Source organism: Pseudohoeflea suaedae (genome assembly GCF_004354915.1).
Classification (GTDB): Bacteria; Pseudomonadota; Alphaproteobacteria; order Rhizobiales; family Rhizobiaceae; genus Pseudohoeflea; species Pseudohoeflea suaedae.
In genome coordinates this window covers 493,070-515,446 of record NZ_SMSI01000003.1, presented here as the reverse complement: position 1 = coordinate 515,446, position 22,377 = coordinate 493,070, and the positions used below count along the sequence as shown (strand labels likewise).

22 protein-coding genes are annotated in these 22,377 nt (G+C 64.5%); 6 read left to right on the top strand and 16 right to left on the bottom strand.

What is annotated here, in order from left to right:
• Positions 1 to 59 precede the first annotated feature (59 nt).
• Both hppD and E2A64_RS16000 read left to right on the top strand, forming a co-directional pair.
• Entirely contained in the window at positions 60 to 1,172 is a 1,113-nt protein-coding gene (gene hppD / locus E2A64_RS16005) for a 4-hydroxyphenylpyruvate dioxygenase (protein ID WP_133285487.1), read from the top strand.
• A complete protein-coding gene (locus E2A64_RS16000) occupies positions 1,169 to 1,528 on the top strand; it encodes a Rieske (2Fe-2S) protein (RefSeq protein ID WP_133285486.1) in 360 nt (119 codons plus the stop codon). Before hppD ends, E2A64_RS16000 begins: the two co-directional genes overlap by 4 nt.
• Before the next feature lie 110 nt (positions 1,529 to 1,638).
• On the opposite strand, the gene E2A64_RS15995 is transcribed toward E2A64_RS16000, so the two are convergent.
• The 7 genes from E2A64_RS15995 to paaN form a co-directional block, all read right to left on the bottom strand.
• On the bottom strand, positions 1,639 to 3,594 hold the full coding sequence (locus E2A64_RS15995; RefSeq protein WP_133285485.1) for a 3-hydroxyacyl-CoA dehydrogenase NAD-binding domain-containing protein: 1,956 nt from the start codon (positions 3,592 to 3,594) through the stop codon (positions 1,639 to 1,641).
• Between the two features lie 3 nt (positions 3,595 to 3,597).
• Entirely contained in the window at positions 3,598 to 4,299 is a 702-nt protein-coding gene (locus E2A64_RS15990) for an ABC transporter ATP-binding protein (RefSeq protein ID WP_133285484.1), read from the bottom strand.
• Entirely contained in the window at positions 4,286 to 5,071 is a 786-nt protein-coding gene (locus tag E2A64_RS15985; protein ID WP_133285483.1) for an ABC transporter ATP-binding protein, read from the bottom strand. Before E2A64_RS15985 ends, E2A64_RS15990 begins: the two co-directional genes overlap by 14 nt.
• Positions 5,068 to 6,024 carry a branched-chain amino acid ABC transporter permease gene (locus E2A64_RS15980; protein ID WP_133285540.1) on the bottom strand — a complete coding sequence of 319 codons (957 nt, stop codon included), beginning with the start codon at positions 6,022 to 6,024 and terminating at the stop codon, positions 5,068 to 5,070. The genes E2A64_RS15985 and E2A64_RS15980 overlap by 4 nt, the downstream gene beginning before the upstream one ends.
• On the bottom strand, positions 6,024 to 6,896 hold the full coding sequence (locus E2A64_RS15975; protein WP_133285482.1) for a branched-chain amino acid ABC transporter permease: 873 nt from the start codon (positions 6,894 to 6,896) through the stop codon (positions 6,024 to 6,026). Before E2A64_RS15975 ends, E2A64_RS15980 begins: the two co-directional genes overlap by 1 nt.
• Before the next feature lie 81 nt (positions 6,897 to 6,977).
• Positions 6,978 to 8,126, bottom strand: coding sequence for an ABC transporter substrate-binding protein (locus tag E2A64_RS15970; protein ID WP_133285481.1), 1,149 nt, complete (start codon positions 8,124 to 8,126; stop codon positions 6,978 to 6,980).
• Positions 8,127 to 8,169: 43 nt separating this feature from the next.
• Positions 8,170 to 9,816 (bottom strand): phenylacetic acid degradation protein PaaN, encoded by a 1,647-nt coding sequence (gene paaN / locus E2A64_RS15965; protein ID WP_133285480.1) that lies wholly within the window; start codon positions 9,814 to 9,816, stop codon positions 8,170 to 8,172.
• 97 nt (positions 9,817 to 9,913) lie between these two features.
• Between paaN and paaG the strand changes: the two genes are divergently transcribed.
• The 4 genes from paaG to E2A64_RS15945 all read left to right on the top strand — a co-directional run bounded on the left by paaG (position 9,914) and on the right by E2A64_RS15945 (position 13,185).
• The gene (gene paaG / locus E2A64_RS15960) at positions 9,914 to 10,708 is read left to right on the top strand and encodes a 2-(1,2-epoxy-1,2-dihydrophenyl)acetyl-CoA isomerase PaaG (protein WP_133285479.1); all 795 of its coding nucleotides are present in this window, start codon (positions 9,914 to 9,916) and stop codon (positions 10,706 to 10,708) included.
• Between the two features lie 3 nt (positions 10,709 to 10,711).
• Complete coding sequence (gene paaI, locus E2A64_RS15955) at positions 10,712 to 11,170, top strand: hydroxyphenylacetyl-CoA thioesterase PaaI (protein WP_206662462.1); 459 nt, start codon at positions 10,712 to 10,714, stop codon at positions 11,168 to 11,170.
• Positions 11,171 to 11,190: 20 nt separating this feature from the next.
• Entirely contained in the window at positions 11,191 to 12,498 is a 1,308-nt protein-coding gene (paaK, locus tag E2A64_RS15950) for a phenylacetate--CoA ligase PaaK (RefSeq protein ID WP_133285478.1), read from the top strand.
• 87 nt (positions 12,499 to 12,585) lie between these two features.
• Complete coding sequence (locus E2A64_RS15945; protein ID WP_133285477.1) at positions 12,586 to 13,185, top strand: TetR/AcrR family transcriptional regulator; 600 nt, start codon at positions 12,586 to 12,588, stop codon at positions 13,183 to 13,185.
• A gap of 140 nt (positions 13,186 to 13,325) precedes the next feature.
• Here the strand turns inward: E2A64_RS15945 and paaZ are convergent, their stop codons facing one another.
• The 9 genes from paaZ to E2A64_RS15900 all read right to left on the bottom strand — a co-directional run bounded on the left by paaZ (position 13,326) and on the right by E2A64_RS15900 (position 22,368).
• A complete protein-coding gene (gene paaZ / locus E2A64_RS15940; protein WP_133285476.1) occupies positions 13,326 to 15,395 on the bottom strand; it encodes a phenylacetic acid degradation bifunctional protein PaaZ in 2,070 nt (689 codons plus the stop codon).
• A gap of 17 nt (positions 15,396 to 15,412) precedes the next feature.
• Positions 15,413 to 16,165, bottom strand: a complete 753-nt coding sequence (locus E2A64_RS15935) for a Phenylacetic acid catabolic protein (protein ID WP_133285475.1) — start codon at positions 16,163 to 16,165, stop codon at positions 15,413 to 15,415.
• Positions 16,155 to 17,231, bottom strand: a complete 1,077-nt coding sequence (paaE, locus tag E2A64_RS15930; RefSeq protein ID WP_133285474.1) for a 1,2-phenylacetyl-CoA epoxidase subunit PaaE — start codon at positions 17,229 to 17,231, stop codon at positions 16,155 to 16,157. Before paaE ends, E2A64_RS15935 begins: the two co-directional genes overlap by 11 nt.
• A gap of 68 nt (positions 17,232 to 17,299) precedes the next feature.
• The gene (gene paaD, locus E2A64_RS15925) at positions 17,300 to 17,821 is read right to left on the bottom strand and encodes a 1,2-phenylacetyl-CoA epoxidase subunit PaaD (RefSeq protein WP_133285473.1); all 522 of its coding nucleotides are present in this window, start codon (positions 17,819 to 17,821) and stop codon (positions 17,300 to 17,302) included.
• Positions 17,822 to 17,825: 4 nt separating this feature from the next.
• Positions 17,826 to 18,680, bottom strand: a complete 855-nt coding sequence (gene paaC, locus E2A64_RS15920) for a 1,2-phenylacetyl-CoA epoxidase subunit PaaC (RefSeq protein WP_133285472.1) — start codon at positions 18,678 to 18,680, stop codon at positions 17,826 to 17,828.
• Positions 18,680 to 18,967: a 1,2-phenylacetyl-CoA epoxidase subunit PaaB gene (gene paaB / locus E2A64_RS15915; RefSeq protein ID WP_133285471.1), complete on the bottom strand. Its 288-nt coding sequence runs from the start codon at positions 18,965 to 18,967 to the stop codon at positions 18,680 to 18,682. The genes paaC and paaB overlap by 1 nt, the downstream gene beginning before the upstream one ends.
• 24 nt (positions 18,968 to 18,991) lie before the next feature.
• A complete protein-coding gene (gene paaA, locus E2A64_RS15910) occupies positions 18,992 to 19,990 on the bottom strand; it encodes a 1,2-phenylacetyl-CoA epoxidase subunit PaaA (protein WP_133285470.1) in 999 nt (332 codons plus the stop codon).
• 22 nt (positions 19,991 to 20,012) lie between these two features.
• Entirely contained in the window at positions 20,013 to 21,218 is a 1,206-nt protein-coding gene (pcaF, locus tag E2A64_RS15905) for a 3-oxoadipyl-CoA thiolase (RefSeq protein ID WP_133285469.1), read from the bottom strand.
• A 100-nt stretch (positions 21,219 to 21,318) separates the two neighbouring features.
• The gene (locus tag E2A64_RS15900; RefSeq protein ID WP_206662461.1) at positions 21,319 to 22,368 is read right to left on the bottom strand and encodes a PaaX family transcriptional regulator C-terminal domain-containing protein; all 1,050 of its coding nucleotides are present in this window, start codon (positions 22,366 to 22,368) and stop codon (positions 21,319 to 21,321) included.
• Positions 22,369 to 22,377 lie beyond the last annotated feature (9 nt).

Here is a 22,377-nt window from a genome sequence, read left to right as displayed (position 1 = left end):
ACGCTCTGCGCACGCCGCCCGGCCTACACTCCTGTCAACCATTGAAGGAGGAGACTGACATGGGCCCTTTCCCGCACGACGCCCCGAAAGCCGAAATTTCCGACAGCAACCCGGCCGGCACCGACGGCTTCTCGTTTGTCGAGTTCGCCCACCGCGAACCGGAGAAACTGGACAAGCTCTTCCGCCAGATGGGCTTCAGCCCTGTGGCCAAGCACAAGTCGAAGGACATCACGCTCTATCGCCAGGGCGACATCACCTATCTGCTGAATGCCGACAAGACCGGTCATGCCGCGAAATTCGTCGAAGAGCATGGCCCCTGCGCCCCTGCGATGGGCTGGCGCGTCGTCGACGCCCGGCATGCGCTGAAGCGCGCGGTTGAGCTCGGGGCCGAGGAATATACCGGCGACGGCAAGGCGATCGAGGCTCCGGCCGTTTACGGCATCGGCGGATCACTGCTGTATTTCATCGACAAGTACGGCGATGAAGGCAGCGCGTTCGATGCGGACTATGCCTGGTTCGGCGAAGCCGATCCACGGCCCGAAGGGTTCGGGTTCTATTACCTCGACCACCTGACCCACAACGTCGTCCGCGGCAACATGAACACCTGGTACAAGTTCTATGCGGAAACTTTCAACTTCAAGGAAATCAAATATTTCGACATCAAGGGCAAGCAGACCGGCCTGACCAGCCGCGCATTGACCTCGCCTGACGGGAAGATCCGCATTCCGATCAACGAAAGCGCTGACGACAACAGCCAGATCGAGGAATATCTGCGCGAATACAAGGGCGAAGGCATCCAGCACATCGCCATTGCGACCAACGATATCTATGGCGGCACCGATCGGATCGCCGATGCGGGCCTGGAATTCATGCCTGGCCCGCCCGCGACCTATTACGAGATGAGCCGCGCCCGCGTGAAGGGGCACGAGGAACCCATCGACCGGATGCAGAAGCGCGGCATCCTGATAGACGGCGAAGGTGTCGTCGGCGGCGGTCAAACCCGCGTGCTGCTTCAGATTTTCTCCAAGACGGTGATCGGGCCGATTTTCTTCGAATTCATTCAGCGCAAGGGCGACGACGGATTTGGCGAAGGCAATTTCCGGGCGCTCTTCGAATCGATCGAGGAAGATCAGGTACGCCGCGGCGTTCTCAAGGCCGATGCCGCCGAATGAAGTGGAGTGACCTCTCGACCTCCCCCGCGGCGGGGACCGTTGTCGCCAAGGCGGCCGATGTCCAGGGCGCGGTTACGATGACGATCAATACGGCAGCGGGGGACTTTCCCCTGCTGCTCGTGCGTATCGGCGGGGAGATAAGGGGCTACGTCAACATGTGCCCGCATCAGTACCTGCCTCTCGATTACCGAAGTGCGCAGGTGCTGTCGGCGGACGGCACGAAGCTGATGTGCAGCGCCCATGGCGCAATGTTCGACGCACACACCGGCGCTGGGATCGGCGGCGAGGGTTTGGGGTGCACGCTCGTCCCCGTTCCTCTTGCAGATATGTCCGGTGAGATCAGGATCGCCGGATAGGCTGCCCGATCCGGAGTGAAGCCATTCACCAGACTGCGAAACAGGCAAACGGCGCTGCCTGAAAGCTGTTGAGGGTGATTTGGAATCTACGACGCGTTACTTCGCGCCCCCTACTCCGCTGAATCTCCCGTTGCCCGGAAAGCAAACATCGGCCCACCCTTCCAGCGGGGAAAACCGTAGCCGTGGATTTCGACCAGATCGATGTCCTCGGCACATGTCGCGATGCCTTCGGACAGGATCGCCTGCCCTTCGGCATTCATGGTTCCCACAAGATGCCGCGCGATATCCGCGCGGGATGAGGGCCGAGAGGGATTGTCCGATATGCGGCTCCCCAGAAGCGCGGCCACCTTGTCCGATGGAAGCGGCGTCCGGTCTCCCTCGGCGTAGTCGTACCAGCCGGCACCGGCTTTCTGCCCCTTGCGCCCGGCATGTACAAGAATGTCGCCGAGCGTTTCAGCCACTATCTGTCCGGCGGCACGAGCCCCTTCGCGCTGCAGGAAGGCGATATCCAGACCACCGAGATCCTGCGCCTCGAACGGCCCCATCTTGAAGCCGTAATCGCGCATTGCGGCATCCACTTCGGCAATTGGCACGCCTTGCGTCACAAGGCCCTCGGCCTCGGCGCGATAGCGCTTGAGGATCCGGTTGCCGATGAAGCCTTCGCAGATCCCGGCCTGAACGGGAATTTTCTTCAGCGCCCGTCCGAGCGCGAAACCTGTTGCCAGAACGTCCGGCGCGGTATCGGGGGCCGGCACGATTTCCAGCAGCTTCATGATGTGGGCAGGACTGAAGAAATGCAGCCCGATGAAGCGGTCGGGATTGGACAGGCCCTCGGCGATCAGGCGGGGGTCGATATAGGAGGTATTGGTCGCAAGGATCGCATCGGGCCTGCAGACACGGTCGAGTTCGGCGAAGACGCTGCGCTTGACCGCGAGATCCTCGAAGACGGCTTCGATGACCAGGTCGGCGGCTGCCAGATCGCCATAGTCGGAACTGCCGCGCACCCCTGCCATCCGGTCGGCCCGGCCCTCCTCGCTAAGCTTGCCGCGCTTGACCCCGCCAGCAAAGATCCTGTCGATGTTCTCCAGTCCCCGCGCGACGGCTTCGGCATTCCGTTCGATCAGGATGATCTTCATCCCCGCCTCGCGGCAGGCAGCGGCGATGCCCGCACCCATCGTGCCGCCGCCGACAACGCCGATGGTGGCGAAGGCGCGCGGCTCGGTTCCTTTCACCGCGGCAGGCTTCGGCGCCGCGCGCTCGGCGAAGAAGACATAGCGCAGGGCCGCGGCCTCGTCCGAGCCGCGAAGGTCGAGAAAGGTTTGCCGCTCCTGCGCCATCGACGCGGCGAAGTCGTTCTCGGTCGCGAAACGGATGCACTCGAGCGCCCGCAGCGGCGCCTGATGGCCGGCCTTGGCGGCGGTCTTGCGCGCTGCCTGCCAGAACGCCTCGGACACGGGCTCCAGCGCGCGGGCAGAAACCGGCTGCGGCAGCTCCGCAGTCAGCGCCTGACGGACAAAGGCGATCGCCGCGGCTTCGAGGTCGGCGCCGACCACGAGATCCAGCAGCCCCGCATCCAGTGCCTCCGCTGCGGACAGCGGCTTGCCGCCGGTCACCATCTCGACGGCCGTTTCGACGCCTGCAAGCCGAGGCGTACGCACGGTCCCGGAGGCGCCGGGGATGATGCCGAGATTGACTTCCGGCAGACCAACCCTGGCACTCCCCACTGCCACGCGGAACCGGCAGCCCATTGCGATCTCCAACCCGCCGCCGAGAGCCGTTCCATGAATTGCAGCGACCCAGGGCTTCTTCGCCGCCTCGATCCGGTCCACGACGTCCGGCAGGTGCGGCGGAACCGGCACCTTGCCGAACTCGCGCACATCGGCGCCCGCGATGAAGGTGCGACCGGCGCAGATCAGCACCACTGCGCGCACGGATGGGTCTGCATCCAACTGATCGGCAAGATCGACCAGCCCCTTGCGCACCTCCCCGGAGATCGCATTGACCGGCGGATTGTCCAGGGTAACGACGGCGATCTCGTTATCGCGGCGCAGGCTCAGAAGTGTCATGTCTCAAAGTCCCAGGTAAGCTTCTCGGATCCGTGGATCGGCGATGAGGTCGGCGGCGGGCCCGCTGATGGTAATCCGCCCTGTTTCCATCACATAGCCGCGGTCGGCGATCTTGAGCGCGCCGAAGGCATTCTGTTCGACCAGCAGAACGGTGACGTCGCGCGCCTTGAGCGATTTCACGACATCGAAAATCTGCGCCACCAGCAAGGGCGCCAGCCCCATCGAGGGCTCGTCCAGCAGCAGGCAGTGCGGACGGCCCATCAGCGCCCGCGCGATGGCCAGCATCTGCTGCTGGCCGCCCGACAGCCCGCCGGCTGCCAGATTGCGTTTTTCCTTCAGGATCGGGAACATGGCGAAGGCGTCGGCCATGTCGCGATCGACCTGATCATCGGCGAAGAGGAACGCGCCCAGGCGCAGGTTCTCCTCGACCGAGAGATTCGTGAAGATCTGCCGCCCCTCCGGAGACTGTGCAAGCCCCAGCTTCAGCCGCTTGTGGGACGGGACCGCGGTCAGGCTTTGGCCACGAAAGACGATGGTGCCGTCGCTTGCGGGCTGTGTGCCAGACAGGCATTTCAGCAGCGTCGTCTTGCCCGCGCCATTGGCGCCGACCACGGTCACGATCTCGCCCTGGCTGACCTTCAGGTCCAGCCCGTGCAACACCTCGATCCGCCCGTAGCGCGAGCGCAGCCCCTCAACCGTCAGCATCGGCCTGCTCCTCTTCCTGGGTGCCGAGATAGGCCGCGATCACGGCAGGATCGCGCGACACGGTGGAGGGCTCGCCCTCGGCGATTTTCTCGCCGTGGTCAAGCACCACGATATGGTTCGAAATACGCATCACCAGCTTCATGTCGTGCTCGACCAGCAATATCGCGATGCCCGAGGCCGAGAGCTCGGCAATCAGATGGTCGATCTCCTCGGTCTCGACGGCGTTGCACCCCGCCGCCGGTTCGTCGAGCAGCAGGATCCGCGGCTCCAGGGCCAGCGCACGCGCGATTTCGAGCCGCTTGAGCGCGCCGTAGCTGAGGTTGCCAGCGATCTGATCGGCCTTGTCGTCGAGCCGCACCCGCTTCAGAAGTTGATGCGCGCCGGCGCGAGCCCGGGCGGCGCGGCGGCGCATGCCTGGCAAGGACAGAAGGTCGGCCCAGACCGAACCGCGCTCGGAGAGATGATAACCGGCCAGCACGTTGTCGAGCACCGTCATCTCCTGAAAGATCTGCAGGTTCTGGAACGTGCGCGACAATCCCATCTCGGCCAGCCGGTGGGGCGGGACGCCCGTCACATCGGTTCCGTCCAGGGAAACGGACCCGCGGCCGGGCAGGTAGATGCCGGAGATCATGTTGAAGAGCGTGGTCTTCCCGGCCCCGTTCGGCCCGATGACCGAAACGATCTCGCCGGGGGCGACTGCAAAGCTCACATCTTCGACCGCCTTCACCCCGCCGAAGCTGATGCCAAGGCCCGAGACTTGCAGAAGGCTCATGCGTCCCTCCCTTTCAGCCGCCGCGCGATCGAGGGCAGCAGCCCCTGCGGCAGGAAGATCATCACCAGCACCATGACGAGACCGAGAACCAGCTGCTCGTATTCGGCGAAAACGGTCAGCACCTGCGGAAGCAGCGTCAGGATCGCAGCGCCGAGGGTAGCCCCGAGCACCGACCCGACACCTCCGAGCACCGCCATCGTCACCATCTCGACGGAGTGGAGAAAGCCCGCGACATCCGGTGTGATATAGCCGTTCTGCAGCGCCAGCAACGACCCGGCGACCGAGGCGTAGACCGCCGATATCACGAAGGCGCGCAGCTTCTGCCGGGCGACATCGACGCCCACCGTGGCGGCTGCGACCTCCGAGCCGTGCAGCGCCCGCATCGCACGGCCCGAGGGGCTGTCGAAGAGGTTGAGCGCCAGCCAGGCCCCGACCAGAAGCACCAGACCGCTGATGCCATACCAGAATTCGCCGCCCGACAGCCGCCAGCCCATGTCGCGCAGCAGGCTGCGCAACCCCGGATCGGCAACGTTCATCCCGTCGGGACCGCCGGTCAGCGCCCGCTCGTTGGTCAGGATCATGGAAACGAGAATGCCGAAGCCGAGTGTGGCCACGGCAAGATAATAGCCCTTGAGCCGCAGGATCGGCTTGCCGATCAGCGCCGCCATCGCAGCCGATATCCCTGCCCCCAGAACCAGCGACAGCAGTGGATGCAGGCCGAGATGTTCTGGCGCCAGCGCGCAGGCATAGGCGCCGATCCCGGCAAAACCCGCATGCCCGAGGCTGATCTGCCCGGCATAGCCGATCAGGATCACCAGCCCGATCACCGAAAGCGCGTTGACGAAGATCAGGGCTCCGACGCGGAAGTAATACCCCGAGGGAAAGACCAGCGGCAGCAGTCCGATCAGCAATGCCAGCACGGCGAGCGATATCCATTTTCCGCGACCAGCCATCATACGCGCTCCGTGGTCTTGGCGCCGAAGAGCCCACGGGGCATGACGAAGAGCACCGCGAGAATGACGATGAAGGCGACGGCCTCCTTGTACTGGGAACTGACGTAACCCGCAGTCATCGCTTCCAGGCAGCCAAGCAGCAGCCCGCCGACGAGAGCGCCCTTGGGATTGCCCATGCCGCCGAGCATCGCCGCGGCAAAACCCTTCAGCGCAAGCGCCACGCCCACGTCGTAACTGACCAGCGTGATCGGCGTGACCAGAACGCCCGCGAACGCGCCGATTGCGGCCGACAGGCCGAAGGACAGCGTCATGATCCAGCCGGTATTTATGCCAACCAGCTGGGCTGCGATCCGGTTGTTCGCAGTGGCCAGCACCGCCTTGCCGGTCAGCGTGCGTGTGAAGAACACCCACAGCCCGACGAATACCGCCAGCGCGCCGCCGATCACCCAGAGGCTTTGGGGCAGGATCGTCGCCCCCAGGACCCGGATGGGATCGTCACCCGAGAAGGCCGGAAACCGGTGCAGCTGCTTGTCGAACACCAGCTGCGTTGCCCCGCGGATCAGGATCGAGGCCCCGATCGTGATGATGATCAGCGACACCACCGGTGCGCCACGTGCGGGCTCGATGGCCAGCTTGTTCAGCGCCACCCCGATCGCGGCGGTCACGAGGATCGCGACCACGGCTGCCAGCGGCAGCGGCACTCCGGCGTCAAAGGCGAAGACGGTGATCATCCCGCCCAGCATGACGAACTCGCCCTGGGCAAAGTTCACCACGTCCGAGGCGTTGTAGATGATGGTGAATCCCAGCGCCACGAGCGCGTAAACAGCACCCACGGTCAGACCGGAGAAAAGGAACTGTAGCAGGGCGTCCATCGGGGCTCCCGGAGCTGTTCGGGTTGGCAAGATGGCTCCGGAGGCATGCCCCCGGAGCCGGCATCGGTCACTCTATCGGTGTTACTCCACCGGCTGCCAGCCGCCATCCTTGACTTCGAGCATGCGGAATGCGCTGAGATCGAGGCCGAGATGGTCCTCGGGCGAGAAGCTGTAGGTGCCGGTGGTGCCGACGAAACCGCTGGTTTTCTCGAGCGCGTCGCGGATCGCCTCCGGGTCCTCCGCGTCGTCGGCGCGCGAGATGGCGTCTGCCATCAGCGCGAAAGCGTCATGCGCATAGCCGCCGAAGGTCGAGACCTCCTGGTTGTATGCCGCCTTGAAGGCCTTGGTGTAGCTGGTGACCACCTCGTATTGGGGATCGTCCTCGGACAGGCTGTCCGCGATCAGCAGCGCCGTGCCCGGCAACCGCAGCCCCTCGGCGGAATCCGCGCCCGCAAGTTCGATGAAGGCGTTCGAAGCAACGCCGTGGCTCTGGTACAGCGGCACGTCGAAGCCGAGCTGCGCCACGTTGCGCGTCACGATCGCGGGACCCTGGCCGAAGCCGGGGTTCAGCACCGCCTGTACGCCATCGGTGTTGCGGATGCGGGTGAGCTGCGGGGTCATGTCGGCATCCTGCGGCCCGTAGGTCTCGTCGGCCACGATCTCGACCCCGTAGTCGCCGGCGACTTCCTTGCACTGCGCCTGCATCGAGGCGCCGAAGCCATCGGTGCCCGAGATCATGCCGACCTTGCTGATGCCCTGTGCCTGCATGTCGGTGAAGATCTTCTCGCATGCCATCCGGTCGGTGTGCGGGGTCTTGAAGACATATTCGCGCACCGGGTCGATGATCGAGATCGCCCCGGCGAGCGAGATGAAGGGAATGCCCTCCCCTTCCGCCACCGACAGGATCGACATGGTGGTGCCGGTGGTCGAGCCGCCGATGATCGCCACGACCTCGTCGTCTTCGATGAGACGCGTGGCGAAGGTGCGCGCCTTGTTCGGATCGCCACCGTCGTCATAAAGCGTCAGGGCGACCTTCTCGCCGTTGATGCCGCCCTTCTCGTTGAGTTGCTCCACCAGCATCTCGATGGTCTTGGCCTCGGGGTCGCCGAGAAAGGCGGCCGGTCCGGTGGCCGAAACGCTCACGCCGAGACGGATCTCGGCCTGCGCGGCACCGCTCAGCGCGCCGAGCGCGGCAAGCGTGACAAGTGCGGTTGTGGTCTTGGTCAGCATCGTAATTCCTCCCAGAGTGTTGACTGTCGATTGCATTTCGCCGTCAGGCCGCTTTCGGCCTGCGGATCATCACGCGTCGAAAGCGCGACGCGACGAAGGCGGTGTCGGTCAGGCTGGCATTGCCCGCGGGGTTCGCCCCGGTGACGTGGAAATCGGAGAATGCCGCGGACTGGTTGACGTAGATATTGCCGGTCAGGTTCACCGACAGGTTCACACCGGCCTGCGCAAAGGCCTTCGCGGCGCGCTCAACGGTCGCGTCCTCGATGGCGTAGAGGGCCGCGGTGATCGCGCCCTTCTCCCTGGCTATTGCCGAGGCGCGGGCGATCGCATCCTCGGCATTGTCGCAGGGCACCAGGAAAGACACGGGGCCAAAGCATTCGGCGTCCTGCATCCCCTCCCCGGCAGCAACCTTCACCAGCAGCGGAGTGGCGCTGCGGCCATGCCCCGTACCCGCGCTTTCGCGAATGACCTCACCTGCCGCACGCGCCGCCGCGATGCGCTCGAGCGTTGCCGGATTGACGATGGTGCCGCAGACCCCCGCAGCGCGGTCGGCGTCCGACAGCAGCGCATCGATCGCCGATTTGATACCAAGCGCCACCTCATCGAAGCTCTTGTGCCCCTCGTCGGTTTCAATCCCGTCCTTTGGAACATAGATGTTCTGCGGCGAGGTACACATCTGCCCCGAATAGAGCGACAGCGAAAAAGCGAGGTTCGCGCACATGCCGGAAAAATTGTCGGTACCGGTGATCGTGACCGAGTTCACCCCGGCTTCTTCGGTGAAGATCAGCGCGCGGCTGTTGGCGCGGATCCAGTCGGCAAAGGCGGTCGAACCCGTATAGTCGACCAGCGCGATCCTCGTATCCGTCACCAGCGCCCTGGTGATTTCGGCGCCGGGCGCATCGGCGGCCAGCAGCACCGCGTCGCGCGGCAGGCCCGCCTCGGCGAAAACCTCGCGCAGCACGCGAACGGTCAGGGCCAGAGGCAGGATCGCGCGCGGATGCGGCTTGACGATCACCGGATTGCCGGTCGCCAGGCTGGCGAATATCCCCGGATAGCCGTTCCACGCCGGGAACGTGTTGCAGCCCACAGTCAGGGCAATGCCGCGCGGCATCAGAGCCCAGTGCTTCTCGATGACCAGCGGCGCATGCTTTCCCTGCGGCTTCTCCCACACGGCATGGCGGGCACTTCGGGTCAGCTCGGCATAGGCCGTGGCCACGGCCTCGAGCCCGCGGTCCTGCGCGTGCGGCCCGCCGGCCTGGAACGCCATGGCGAAGGCCTGGCCGGTGGTGTGCATGGTCGCATGGCCGATCAGGAAGCTCATCCTGTTGAGCCGCACCAGGGCTTCCAGCAATGCGCCGATGCGCTGCTCGACACCGGCCTCCGCGAACGGCACCAGCGCCGTCCCGGCGGTTTCGATAATCATGGCGGGATCGCAGGCAGGATAGGAGATGTTGAGTTCCGGCCCCCAGGGAGATACCTCCGCCCCGACACGCCCTACCTCGGGGTGACCGGGCAGGCCGAAGGGCGTGCCCAGCAGGTTCTGCCAGGCCGTCTCGCCGTCATCTCTTGCGGTTTCACCGTAGATCTTGCCGCTCGGAATTTCGGGAAAGGGCGTCCAGAACGCGCGCGTTTCCAACGCCGTCAGGGCGTCTTCGAGCATGTTGCGATGTCGGTCGAAGAAATCAGTCATTGCTCCTCCCAAAGCTTGATTGCTATCATTGACCGTCCGGTCGGTATATGCAAGATTATTTTTCGAGGACCTCTTGGAGAGGGTCCGGGAGGATTACATGACGGCATCGCAGACCATTCTTTCGGAGCAGAACTCCGGCGTCTTGAAACTCACGCTGAACCGCCCGGAAAAGCTGAACTCGTTCAACGAGGAGATGCACCTCGCCCTGCGGGCGGAAGTGCAGCGCGCCCACGATGACCCGGCCATTCGCGCCGTATTGCTGACGGGCGCCGGACGCGGCTTCTGCGCCGGCCAGGACCTCGGTGACCGCGATCCGCGCAAGGGCGGGCCGAAACCCGACCTCGGCCACACGATAGAGACATTCTACAATCCTTTGCTGCGGCTGATCCGAAAGCTGGACAAGCCTGTCGTGTGCGCCGTCAACGGCGTGGCTGCCGGAGCGGGAGCGAACATCGCCTTTGCCTGCGACATCGTGCTGGCGGCGAGGTCGGCGAAGTTCATCCAGGCCTTCTCGAAGATCGGACTGATCCCCGATGCAGGCGGCAGCTGGTCTCTCGCACGCATCCTCGGCGAGCCGCGCGCCAAGGCGCTCGCCCTGACGGCCGAACCGCTGATGGCCGAGACCGCCGCCGACTGGGGCTTGATCTGGAAGGCGATCGAGGACGACGCCCTGATGACGGAAGCCGAGGCACTGGCGGCCAAGCTCGCCGCCGGACCGACCGTCGGGCTGGGGCTGACCAAGCGGCTCATTCAGGAAGCCGCCGGCACCGATCTCGACACGCATCTCGACCGTGAGCGCGACCTTCAGCGCGAGGCGGGCTTCTCCGACGACTACGCCGAGGGCGTGGCGGCCTTCCTGGAAAAGCGCTCACCCAATTTTCGCGGGAGCTGACCGATGAAAGACAAGGAAGCGATGAACGCCCAGGAACTCGCGGAGGCCTGTGCGCAACAGATGTGGAACTCCGACAGCGCCTCGCAGCGTCTCGGCATGGTTCTGCGGCATATCGCACCTGGCGAGGCGACCCTGGAGATGGAGCTTACCGAGGCCATGACGAACGGTCACGGCAATGCGCATGGCGGATATCTCTTCACCCTGGCCGACAGCGCCTTCGCCTTTGCATGCAACACCTATGATTCCGTGACCGTCGCGCAGCACTGCTCGGTCACCTACATCATTCCGGGCACGCTCGGAGACAAGCTCACGGCCACTGCGCGCGAGGTATCGCGCAAGGGCCGATCCGGCATTTACGACGTGACGATCGCCCGCGAGGACGGGGCCGTTATCGCAGAATTCCGAGGGCATTCACGAATGCTCGGCACGCCGCTGTTGTCCACGACCCGCTCGGACGGCTGACCGCGAAGGGAGGAGACCCCATGACAGACCTGACACCCGCAAGGGACATTCTCGATCCGATCGAAATCGCCAGCCGCGACGAAATTTCTGCGCTGCAGGAAAAGCGCATGGCCTGGTCGCTGCGCCACGCCTACGAGAATTCGGCATTCTACCGGAAGCAGTTCGACGCACATGGCGCGCATCCCGACGATTTCAGGACGCTCGCGGATCTCGCCAAATTTCCCTTCACCCTGAAGCAGGACCTGCGCGACACCTACCCCTTCGGCATGTTCGCCGTCCCGCGTGAGGAACTGGTGCGCATCCACGGCTCGTCCGGCACCACCGGCAAGCCCACCGTTGTCGGCTACACGCAACGCGACATCGACACCTGGGCCGACTGCATGGCCCGGTCGATCCGCGCCTCGGGCGGACGCAAGGGCGACATCTGCCATGTCGCCTACGGCTACGGCCTTTTCACCGGAGGACTTGGCGCGCATTACGGCGCCGAGCGCCTCGGCTGCACGGTCGTACCGATCTCGGGCGGCATGACGGAGCGTCAGGTGACCCTGATGGAAGACTTCCGCCCGCAGATCATCATGGTGACGCCATCCTACATGCTGTCGATCCTCGATGAATTCCACCGCAAGGGGCTCGACCCGCGGCAGAGCTCGCTGAAGGTCGGCATCTTCGGGGCCGAACCCTGGACCAACGCCATGCGCGAAGAGATCGAGCAGGCCTTCGACATGCACGCGGTCGATATTTACGGCCTGTCCGAGGTGATGGGCCCGGGCGTCGCGCAGGAATGCGTCGAGACAAAGGACGGCCTGCACGTCTGGGAAGATCACTTCTACCCCGAGATCATAGACCCCGCGACGGGCGACGTGTTGCCCGACGGCGAAATGGGGGAGCTGGTGTTCACCACCCTGACCAAGGAAGGGTTGCCGATGGTGCGCTACCGCACCCGCGACCTGACCCGCATCCTGCCCGGCACCGCCCGCTCCATGCGGCGCATCGAGAAGATCACCGGCCGCAGCGACGACATGATCATCCTGCGCGGCGTCAATGTCTTCCCCACCCAGATCGAGGAACAGATCCTGAAATGCGAGGGGCTCGCCCCGCACTTCCAGATCGAACTGTCGCGCAAGGATCGCATGGACGTCATGACCGTGCATGTGGAATGCACGCCCGCCCGCAGCGATACCGATGCCCGCGCCGCTTCCGCGAAGGAACTTTCCCACCACATCAAATCCGTGGTCGGGGTTTCGACCAGGATAGAGGTGCACGATCCCGAAACTGTCGCCCGATCCGAGGGAAAGGCCAAACGCGTGGTGGACAACCGGCCGAAGTAGGCGCCCCTCAGGTGGCATAAGCTTCGTCCGGCGAATAGTGAGAGATCAGCATTCCTGCCGGCGGACAGAGAAGGAGCGATCGTACCAATGGCCAGAACGCGCGCAAGCGACTTCGAGGAGAAACAGCACAGCCTGCTTCTGACGGCCGCGAATGTCTTCGCGACGCAAGGCATGGAGAAGGCCTCCATGTCCCAGATCGCGCTGGAGGCAAACGTCTCGAAATCGCTCCTCTATCACTACTACCCGTCGAAAGACGCACTGATCTTCGCGATCATCAGGGGCCATCTCGAGGAGGTCGACGCGGCACTCGCAGGCGCCAAGGATGAGGCGCTGCCGCTGCGCGACCAGCTCGAGCTTCTGGTGATGACCGTGCTCGACGCCTACAAGGGCGCTGACGACCAGCACAAGGTCCAGCTCAACGCGGGCCCGGCGCTTTCCGACGAGCAGAAAGCGGATATCACCAAGATCGAACGCCGGATCGTCAAGCATTTCTCCAGCGTCCTCGGCCGGATGCATCCGCAACTGGACAAGCCGGAACGGCCGCTCCTGATGCCGGTGACGATGTCGCTCTTCGGAATGATGAACTGGGTCTATATGTGGTTTCGCGATGGCGGAAAGATCAGCCGCGAAGACTATGCGCGCCTTGCCACGACGCTGATCCTCGAAGGGGTCAAAGGCGTCCGCTAGCCCCACGTGCCCGGCAACGACCCCGTTCGCCGATTGCTGCAATCTCCCCGCACGAACCGGACAGATAGATGGAATCGGCGCCCAAGACGACCGATGGCGCAGCGATCCGCGCCACCGGTTCCAGGTCCATGGTGCCGGGCTCAGTCCTCTTCCGGCAGCGGCCAGCTTTTGGCCACCATCGTCAGCACGTCATATTGAGCGACGACCTCGTCCTTCTGGTTGGTGACCCGGCAATCCCAGCGCACCTCTCCGTAAACCGTTCCCTCGCGCGGGTTGATCTGCTTGCAGGTCAGCTGCACCCGAAGGCTGTCGCCGAAATAGACCGGCGTGAGAAACCGCAGATTGTCGACGCCGTAATTGGCCAGAACCGGCCCCGGATCGGGCTGAACGAAGAGCCCTGCCGCGAAGGAGGCGATCAGATAGCCATGCGCCACACGATCCTCGAAAAAGGGGTTCGCCTTGGCCGCCGCGCTGTTCATGTGGGCGTAGAACGTATCGCCGGTGAAATGGGCGAAATGCTCCACGTCCTCTTCGGTGATCAGCCGGCTTTCGGTGATCAACTGGTCACCGATGCGAAGCTCTGCCAGTGACTTGCGGAAAGGATGCGTGCCATGCTCCGCCGGCGCACCGGGCACCCAGTTGCCCGTTACCGATGAAAGCAGACGCGGCGTGCCCTGAACGGCGGTGCGCATCATGAAATGCTTCACGCCGCGCATGCCGCCCATCTCCTCGCCGCCGCCCGCGCGGCCGGGCCCGCCATGCACCAGCGGTGCCAGGGGCGATCCGTGCCCGGTCGAACTTTTGGCGCTGTCGCGATTGCCCAGCATCACCCGCCCGTGGAAGGGCGCGACGCCCAGCACCAGTTCGGCAGCCACATCGGTGTCGTTGGTGAAGACGGAGGAGACGAGCGAGCCCTTGCCCTTCATCGTCAGCGCGATGGCCTGGTCGAGACCGTCATAGCCCATCACCGTCGCGACGGGACCGAAGGCCTCCACCTCGTGCGGGGCGACCGCGTTCATCGGGTCGGCACAGCGCAAGAGGACGGGGTTGAGGAAAGCGCCCTTCTCGGCATCGCCCGAAACGACCTCCACCTTGTCCGGATCGCCGAAGACGATCTCGGCTTCGCGGGCGATCTCTGCGATCTTCTCCCGCACGCCATCGCGATCAGCCACGGAAGCCAGCGCGCCCAGACGGGTGTCGGGCCTGTCCGGCAGGCCCGCAGGTGTTTTCGCCAGCCGCTCGGAAAGCGCCGCGATGACGGCGTCTTCCAGTGCCTTGGGGACGATGATCCGGCGAATTGCGGTGCATTTCTGCCCCGCCTTCGACGTCATCTCGCGATGGACCTCCCTGATGAAGAGATCGAACTCCGGCGTGTCCGGTCCGGCGTCAGGGCCAAGTATCGTGGCGTTGAGGCTGTCCGCTTCCATGGTGAAGCGCACGGAGTTCTCGACGATCGCCGGATGCGACTTGAGCTTGCGACCGGTCGTGGCCGAGCCGGTGAAAGTCACGACATCCTGTCCGGTGACGTGGTTGAGCATGTCGCCCACTCCCCCGCAAACCAGCTGCAGCGCACCGTCCGGCAGGATTCCCATCTCGATGATTCGGCGCACGACCAGCTCGGTCACATAGGCCGTGGACGACGCGGGTTTGACGAGACACGGCATGCCCGCGATCAGCGCGGGGGCAATCTTTTCCAGCATGCCCCAAACCGGGAAGTTGAAGGCATTGATGTGGATCGCGATCCCCCGCATGGGCACGAGGATGTGCTGGCCGACGAAGCTGCCGTCACGCGACAACGGCTCGATCGCGCCTTCCGGGATGACCTTCGCATTCGGCAGTTCGCGCCGCGCATGCGAGGCGAAGGTCAGCAGCGTGCCGATCCCTCCATCGATGTCGGGCCAGGCGTCTTTCGGCGTGGCTCCGGTCGCCAGGCTTTCAGCGTGAAACTCGTCCTTCATCTCCATCAGCTTCAGGCCGACGGATTTGAGCATCAATGCACGTTCGTGGACGGTATGGCTGCGCAGGGCCGCGCCGCCGACCTCGCGGCCCCAGTCGAGCGCGCCCGCGAAATCGAGACCGTCAGAGCCGATATAGGCATGCACCTCGCCGGTGGCGGCATTGGCAAGCGGCTTGCCTTCGCCCTGCCCGGCGCGCCAGGCGCCCTGCACATAGCTTTCGAGGCGGCGAGCGGTGCGTCCCGTATCCTGCATCTGTCTGTCCCTTTCGTTCATTTCAGTCCGAGCGCGGAGAGCGTGCTCTCCGCCTCGGTCCGCCACACCTCGCGCAGCGTTTCGTTGTCCACCCGGCGCAGCCCCATGGCCTTGAGCCTTTCGAAACGGTCGGACTGCGCCGGCCCAAAGGTTTCGGCCACGCGCGGCATCCAGTAGGCGACGGAAGCCTTTGCCTCGTCGGTCGCCCCTATCCTCTCCAGCCCTTCCAGTCCGAGCTCCATGTGGCGCTTCTCGCGCGGAAGGAGATCGCGCAGCACATCGGCGAGAGGCTGGTAGGAGCAGCGCGTGAGCTCGCCCACCGCATGCTGCGTCGCCAGCCCCATGAGCACGTTCATCACCGCCGCATCGGTCCAGCCGATCAGGGGGTAGTGAAAGACCGACAGCCGCATGTCGCCGCCGTGACGCCTGGCCTCGAGCGTACTGTCGCGGCTTTCGCGCGCCGACCAGTCATGCGCACGTTCGTAAAGGGCCGCGTCGGTCCCGAAGCCCTCCATCAGGCGCAGGACCCGTTCGGCGTGGTCGGCTTTCTCCAGGGTGATCCGGCTGGCGGCAATCCGCGCCTTGATGCCCGGCGCCCAGTTGATCGCGCCGGCGAACCCCGCCGAGGCGGCCAGCTGGCTGTCGACGAAGGACGACATCAGCCGCAGCAGCTCGCCGCGGTAGCGCGGCGGCACGTTCTCGGGAGAAGTCAACTTGCCGCCCTGCGCGAGATAGTCGCCCATGGCCATCGTGTCGGGATCATTCGTCATAGCTGAGCACCAACCTGTCTGAGAGCGGAATGCACTGGCACGAGAGCACGTAGCCCGCGCGCACCTCGTAATCCTCGAGGGCGTGATTGATCTCCATTTCGACTTCACCTTCCAGCACCTTGGCGCGGCAGGTCGAACAGACCCCCGCCTTGCACGAGAAGGGCGCGTCGAGATTGTTCGCGATCGCGGCGTCCAGCACGGCAGTGCCGTCTTTCGGCATCTGGAAACTGCGCGTCGCACCATCGAGCGTGACCGATACCTCGCAGGTATTTCCAGCCGCCGCGGCCTGTTTCGAAATCACGCGTTTCCTGGCGCGACCGGGCTGGGAGGAGGCGAAAAGTTCGAACTTGATCTGATCGTCGCCCAGACCCGCCTGGCGCAGGCTTTCAGCGATGGTCAGCATCATCGGCTCGGGTCCGCAGATGAAGGCGGTATCGACACTTTCGGCGTCGATCCAGAGGCGGAACAGCATCTCCATCTTCTCGGCGTCGATACGACCGGTGAAGAGATCGATCTCCTGGCCTTCGCCATCGAGGATGTGGATCACCGAGAAGCGGCCGAGATAGGTGTTCTTCAGGTCCTCCAGCTCTTCGCGGAACATGATCGAACTGACCTGCCGGTTGGCGTAGACCAGCGTGAAGCTGGCGTTCGGCTCCTGCGCCAGCGTCGTCTTGATGATCGAAAGGACCGGCGTGATGCCAGAACCGCCGGCAAAGCCGAGATAGGTCCTGGCGCTTGCCGGATCGATCTGGGTGAAGAAGCGGCCCTGCGGCACCATGGCGTCGAGCGTGTCGCCGGGCTTCAGCTCTTCATTCGCCCAGGTGGAAAAAGCGCCGCCGTCGACGCGCTTGATGCCGACCTTCAGGCAGTTCTCGTCCACGCCGGCACAAATCGAATAGGAGCGCCGCAGCTCTTCCCCATCGAATTCGCGGCGAAAGGTCAGATACTGGCCCTGGGTGAACTTGAAATGCGGCGCGGCGTCCTCGCGCGGCCTGAGCGTGACGACGACGGCGTCGCGTGTTTCGCGACGGATGTCGGTCACTTCGAGGGGATGGAAACGGGGCATGTCAGACCTCCTCCGGGCTGGACAGGGACGCAAAAATCACGGCAGTGCCCGCCGGGGCACCGAAGAATTCAATGGCACTTGAAGTAGTCGAAGGGCTCCAGGCAGTCGCGGCAACGGTAGCTGGCCTTGCACGGGGTGGATCCGAACTGGCTGACCCGCTCGGTATGGCTCGAGCCGCAGCGCGGGCAGGCAATCACGAGGTTCGTCCGGCCAGACAAGCGCGCCGCGCGGCTCGCCGTCATCCCGTCCGAGGCGGTGCCGTCGACCGGGGGGGCGATACCGTAGGCGCGGAGCTTCTCGCGGCCAGCGGCACTCACCCAATCGGTTGTCCAGGGCGGTGATATACGGCGCTCCAGCCGCAGGTTTTCGATACCCTTTTCCCGCAGGTGGTTCTCGATCATCAGGTCGATGACGGCCGTGGCGGGGCAGCCGGAATAGGTCGGCGTCACGGCCACCACCAGCGCGCCCTCGTCCCAACGCACCTCGCGCACGATGCCGAGATCGGTGACCGAAACCACGGGAATCTCGGGGTCGGGCACTTCGCTCAACCAGTCCCAGACTTCTTCCGTCGATGGCAGGACCGTTGTCATCGGACTACCAGCTCGCGCCCGGATAGGCCCGTTGCAGGAACTGCATCTCCGCCAGGATGAAGCCGAGATGCTCGGTGTGTCGTCCCTGCTTGCCGCCCTTCTGCGCGTCGAAACGCTGCTCGGGCTTGCTCAGCGTCGCTTCGGCCAAAACCTCGTCCACCGTCTGCTGCCAGCGCGGCAGCAGCGCCGCCAATTCGGGCGCTATCCCGGCTTCGGCGACGGCGTCATCGACCGCATCGGCGGCAAACATCTCGCCTGTATAGGGCCACAGGCGTTCCAGAGCCGCCTGCATCCGCGCATGGCTTTCCTCCGTTCCGTCACCCAGCCGGATGACGAGGTCGGACGAGCGTTCGAGGTGATAGGAGACCTCTTTCAGCGCCTTGGCGGCGATTTCCGCCACACGTGGACTGGTGGAGTGCGTCAGCGCGGTCAACAGTTCGAAATGGAAGGCGTCGAACAGGAATTCACGCATCAGCGTGACGCCCATGTCGCCGTTCGGCAATTCGACCAGCTTGAGATTGCGGAACTTCATGGCGTCGCGGAGATAGGCCAGATCGTCGGCGCTACGTCCCGCATCCTCGACCTCGGCGGCAAGACCGAGCCACATCTGCGTGTGCCCGATGAGGTCGAGCGCGGTGTTGGCGAGCGCGATATCCTCTTCCAGCACCGGACCGTGGCCGCACCATTCCGAAAGGCGATGGCCGAGAATCAGCGCATTGTCCCCCATCCGGCAGAGCCAGTCGAAGAACGCCGGCTGAAGATCCACGTTCGCGAGGTGCGGATCGTGTGTCTGATGGGCGGCGGCCTGCCTGGCAAGCTCTGCGGCGTCGGGCGTTGCGGCATCGGGCAGCGAAGGCATCACATGTGCCCCACTTCATCGGGGATGTCGTAGAAGGTCGGGTGGCGATAGACCTTGCTTTCGGCCGGGTCGAACATCGGTCCCTTCTCGGACGGGCTCGACGCCGTGATCTGCTGGCTCTCCACCACCCATATGGACACCCCCTCCTTGCGGCGGGTGTAGACGTCACGCGCATTGCGGATCGCCATCTCGGCGTCCGGTGCGTGCAAACTGCCGACGTGACGGTGGTTCAATCCGTGCTGACCCCGGATGAAAACCTCCCAGAGCGGCCATTCTTTCTTGGTCATGTCAAAATCCTCCCGATTGCCTGTTCACTCGGCGGCTACGAGCGCATTCGCGCGGCGGGCGGCGGCCTTGTCGGCATAGGCCGTCAGGCCCTCGCGGAACCATGCGCCTTTCTCCCAGGCGTCGCGACGCGCACCGAGGCGCTCCTCGTTGCAGGGTCCGTTTCCCTTGATCACTTCGAAGAACTCGGACCAGTCCGGCTCGGCAAAGTCATAGCCGCCCTTTTCCTCGTTCCAGGACAGGGTTTCGTCGGGCACGGTCAGGCCGAGATATTCGGCCTGCGGCACCGTTTCATCGACGAATTTCTGGCGCAGTTCGTCATTGGTGTTCATCTTGATCTTCCACGCCATCGACTGCGCGGAATGCACCGAATCCTTGTCGGACGGACCGAACATCATCAATGCGGGGAACCAGAAGCGGTTGAGCGCGTCCTGCGCCATTTCCTTCTGCTCGGGCGTGCCCTTCGCCATCTTCATCATGATCGCGTAGCCCTGCCGCTGGTGGAAGCTTTCCTCCTTGCAGATGCGGATCATCGCCCGGCTGTAGGGACCGTAGGAGGTTCGCTGCAGCGGCACCTGGTTCATGATCGCCGCCCCGTCGACCAGCCAGCCGACGGCGCCCATGTCGGCCCAGGTCAGAGTGGGGTAGTTGAAGATCGAGGAATATTTCATGTTGCCCGACAACAGCTTCTCGGTCAGCTCGTCGCGGGTGACGCCCAGCGTCTCGGCAGCGGAATAGAGGTAGAGCCCGTGGCCTGCCTCGTCCTGCACCTTGGCCAGCAGGATCGCCTTGCGCTCCAGCGTCGGCGCGCGCGTGATCCAGTTGCCCTCGGGCAGCTGGCCGACGATTTCCGAATGGGCATGCTGTCCGATCTGGCGGATCAGCGTCTTGCGATAGCCATCCGGCATCCATTCCTTCGGCTCGATCTTCTCGTTGCGGTCGACCCGCTCCTGAAAGGCACGTTCCTCGGGGCTCATCTCCTCAGGAGATTTCATGCCTTCCGACTTGACCAACTGTGCGTACATGCTCGTTCCTCCGGATGAATGGTTATGCCCGCTCGAGGATCATGGCGATCCCCTGGCCCACGCCCACGCACATCGTGCAAAGGGCATAGCGGCCACCTGTGCGGTGCAACTGCCGCGCGGCGGTCAGCACGAGCCGTGCGCCGGACATGCCGAGCGGATGGCCCATGGCAATGGCACCGCCATTGGCGTTCACGTGCGGCGCATCGTCGGGCAGCCCCAGTTCCCGCAGGACGGCCAGGCCCTGGGCCGCGAAAGCCTCGTTGAGCTCGATGACATCCATCTGGCCGAGCGTCAGGCCCGCGCGCTCCAACACCTTGAGGGTGGCGGGAAGCGGCCCCATGCCCATCACACGCGGAGCCACGCCTGCCGCCGCCATTCCGACGATACGGGCCTGTGGCGTCAATCCGTTCCTTTGCGCGGCCGCCTCGGAGGCGACGATCGCCGCCGCTGCCCCGTCGTTGACGCCCGACGCGTTGCCCGCAGTAACAGTCAGGTCCGGGCCGTTGACGCCGCGCAACCGGGCAAGATCCTCTGAAGTGGTGCCGGGTCGCGGGTGTTCGTCGGTGTCCACCACCTTCGGGTCGCCCTTGCGCTGGGGGATCATGACCGGGACGATCTCGTCGGCGAAGATACCAGCTTTCTGCGCCTTCTCCCACCGCTCCTGCGAGCGGACGGCGAAGGCGTCCTGGTCGGCACGGCTGATGCCGTAATCCTCGGCCACATTGTCGGCCGTCTCAGGCATGGAGTGCGTGCCGAAGGCACTGTCGAGCCTGGGGTTCTTGAACCGCCAGCCGATGGTCGTGTCATACATCTCGGCATTGCGCGAAAATCCCGAAGTCGCCTTGGCGACGACGAAGGGGGCGCGGCTCATGCTTTCCACGCCTCCGGCCAGCAGAAGTTCGCCATCGCCTGCGCGGATGGTGCGGGCCGCAAGCCCGATCGCATCCATGCCCGAGCCGCAAAGGCGGTTGACCGAGGTGCCCGGCACCTCGATCGGCAGGCCGGCCAGCAGCCCCGCCATGCGCGCCACGTTGCGGTTGTCCTCACCGGCCTGGTTGGCACAGCCGAGGATGATGTCGTCCACGCTCTTCCAGTCGACGGCCCCGTTGCGCTCGATGAGCGCGGCCAGCGGAACGGCGGCCAGATCGTCGGCGCGGACGCCGGACAGCGCCCCGCCGTATCGGCCGATCGGCGTGCGGACCGCGTCACAGATAAAGGCTTCGGGCATTCGTGCTTCCTCCCTGGTCGCTCCATTCATCCAACAAAGACCGACCGTTCGGTCACTGTATTAGCACGCAATGCGGCACATGTTAAGACAAATTTTGAAATCACTGTAATGTTTGGTGTGAACTCCCGGCCCGGGCCCATGACGCGGCTTCGCTTTCAAGGCGGCTCAGACGCTGTTCCGTTTCGGCATTTACGGCCTCCAGGGCTCCCTGATCGTTGAGAAATGTCTCGCCGACAAATGCATCTGCGCGACCCGACAGGCCAAGATAGGCCGTCACGAAGAGGCGCCGCGCCCGCTCCGCGGGCCAGTCGGTCGGGCAGGCTGCGGGCGGCAATCGCGGATCGATCAGCGCTGCCTGGCGATAGTCGTGAACCAGCCGAAGCCGACGGGCAAGCGCCTCCTCCGGCGAGAGGGATGCCACAAAACTTGGCCCATCAAGCAGGCACTGATGACGGTCGAGAAACGCTTGGTAAGAGTGCGCGACATCCTCCAGCGCCCACTTCTCCCGGGCGAACGACCGCAGGTCACCCTGCCCCTCGACCTGCCCTGCCCGCATGACGACACCGTCGACGGGCGCAACACCCTCCCGGTTGGGCGCAATGGCCACTGTCGGCGAGAGGCGCACCCAGCCTGCGCCAAGCTCCTGATCCGACGAGGTTTCGGACAGGCAGAACAACCAGTCCTCGGAAGCGGGAGGCGGAAGGAACAATAGGCGCGACGCCGCGCGAAACTCGCTTCTCGCCGCGTCCGACAGGCGATAGTAGCTTCTCCGGCCGATACGCAGCCCCTCAAGTCGCCCCGCCGCAACGAGCCGGGAGACGGCTGTGCGCACAAGCGTTTCGCTCAAACCGTGCGCCCCGCAACATTCAATCAGGGTCCCCATCCAGAGCATTCCGCCGCGCGGCTCGACGACGTCTCCATAGATGGTCACGATGAAGGCGGGCGCGCGCGGCAGGTCAACGGAAGTTGTATCCGGCTCCTTCACAATTCGCCCCTGCTCCATCGTCATCACATGCTCCCGATACCGCACAGCCGCCCGCGGACTGTGATTGCGCATAAACATTACACGACATATGAAGTGCGCGGAAATCTGTGCCCAAACAAATGTCGGGCGCCCACCCTGCGATGAGCGCCCGAACAGGTCGGTCAATCCGCCGAC

What these genes read in the sequence shown, in the direction of transcription:
- hppD (WP_133285487.1), top strand. Translation starts at nt 60, where the DNA reads ATGGGCCCTTTCCCGCACGACGCCCCGAAAGCCGAAATTTCCGACAGC.
- E2A64_RS16000 (WP_133285486.1), top strand. Translation starts at nt 1,169, where the DNA reads ATGAAGTGGAGTGACCTCTCGACCTCCCCCGCGGCGGGGACCGTTGTC.
- E2A64_RS15995 (WP_133285485.1), bottom strand. Translation starts at nt 3,594, where the DNA reads ATGACACTTCTGAGCCTGCGCCGCGATAACGAGATCGCCGTCGTTACC.
- E2A64_RS15990 (WP_133285484.1), bottom strand. Translation starts at nt 4,299, where the DNA reads ATGCTGACGGTTGAGGGGCTGCGCTCGCGCTACGGGCGGATCGAGGTG.
- E2A64_RS15985 (WP_133285483.1), bottom strand. Translation starts at nt 5,071, where the DNA reads ATGAGCCTTCTGCAAGTCTCGGGCCTTGGCATCAGCTTCGGCGGGGTG.
- E2A64_RS15980 (WP_133285540.1), bottom strand. Translation starts at nt 6,024, where the DNA reads ATGGCTGGTCGCGGAAAATGGATATCGCTCGCCGTGCTGGCATTGCTG.
- E2A64_RS15975 (WP_133285482.1), bottom strand. Translation starts at nt 6,896, where the DNA reads ATGGACGCCCTGCTACAGTTCCTTTTCTCCGGTCTGACCGTGGGTGCT.
- E2A64_RS15970 (WP_133285481.1), bottom strand. Translation starts at nt 8,126, where the DNA reads ATGCTGACCAAGACCACAACCGCACTTGTCACGCTTGCCGCGCTCGGC.
- paaN (WP_133285480.1), bottom strand. Translation starts at nt 9,816, where the DNA reads ATGACTGATTTCTTCGACCGACATCGCAACATGCTCGAAGACGCCCTG.
- paaG (WP_133285479.1), top strand. Translation starts at nt 9,914, where the DNA reads ATGACGGCATCGCAGACCATTCTTTCGGAGCAGAACTCCGGCGTCTTG.
- paaI (WP_206662462.1), top strand. Translation starts at nt 10,712, where the DNA reads ATGAAAGACAAGGAAGCGATGAACGCCCAGGAACTCGCGGAGGCCTGT.
- paaK (WP_133285478.1), top strand. Translation starts at nt 11,191, where the DNA reads ATGACAGACCTGACACCCGCAAGGGACATTCTCGATCCGATCGAAATC.
- E2A64_RS15945 (WP_133285477.1), top strand. Translation starts at nt 12,586, where the DNA reads ATGGCCAGAACGCGCGCAAGCGACTTCGAGGAGAAACAGCACAGCCTG.
- paaZ (WP_133285476.1), bottom strand. Translation starts at nt 15,395, where the DNA reads ATGCAGGATACGGGACGCACCGCTCGCCGCCTCGAAAGCTATGTGCAG.
- E2A64_RS15935 (WP_133285475.1), bottom strand. Translation starts at nt 16,165, where the DNA reads ATGACGAATGATCCCGACACGATGGCCATGGGCGACTATCTCGCGCAG.
- paaE (WP_133285474.1), bottom strand. Translation starts at nt 17,231, where the DNA reads ATGCCCCGTTTCCATCCCCTCGAAGTGACCGACATCCGTCGCGAAACA.
- paaD (WP_133285473.1), bottom strand. Translation starts at nt 17,821, where the DNA reads ATGACAACGGTCCTGCCATCGACGGAAGAAGTCTGGGACTGGTTGAGC.
- paaC (WP_133285472.1), bottom strand. Translation starts at nt 18,680, where the DNA reads ATGCCTTCGCTGCCCGATGCCGCAACGCCCGACGCCGCAGAGCTTGCC.
- paaB (WP_133285471.1), bottom strand. Translation starts at nt 18,967, where the DNA reads ATGACCAAGAAAGAATGGCCGCTCTGGGAGGTTTTCATCCGGGGTCAG.
- paaA (WP_133285470.1), bottom strand. Translation starts at nt 19,990, where the DNA reads ATGTACGCACAGTTGGTCAAGTCGGAAGGCATGAAATCTCCTGAGGAG.
- pcaF (WP_133285469.1), bottom strand. Translation starts at nt 21,218, where the DNA reads ATGCCCGAAGCCTTTATCTGTGACGCGGTCCGCACGCCGATCGGCCGA.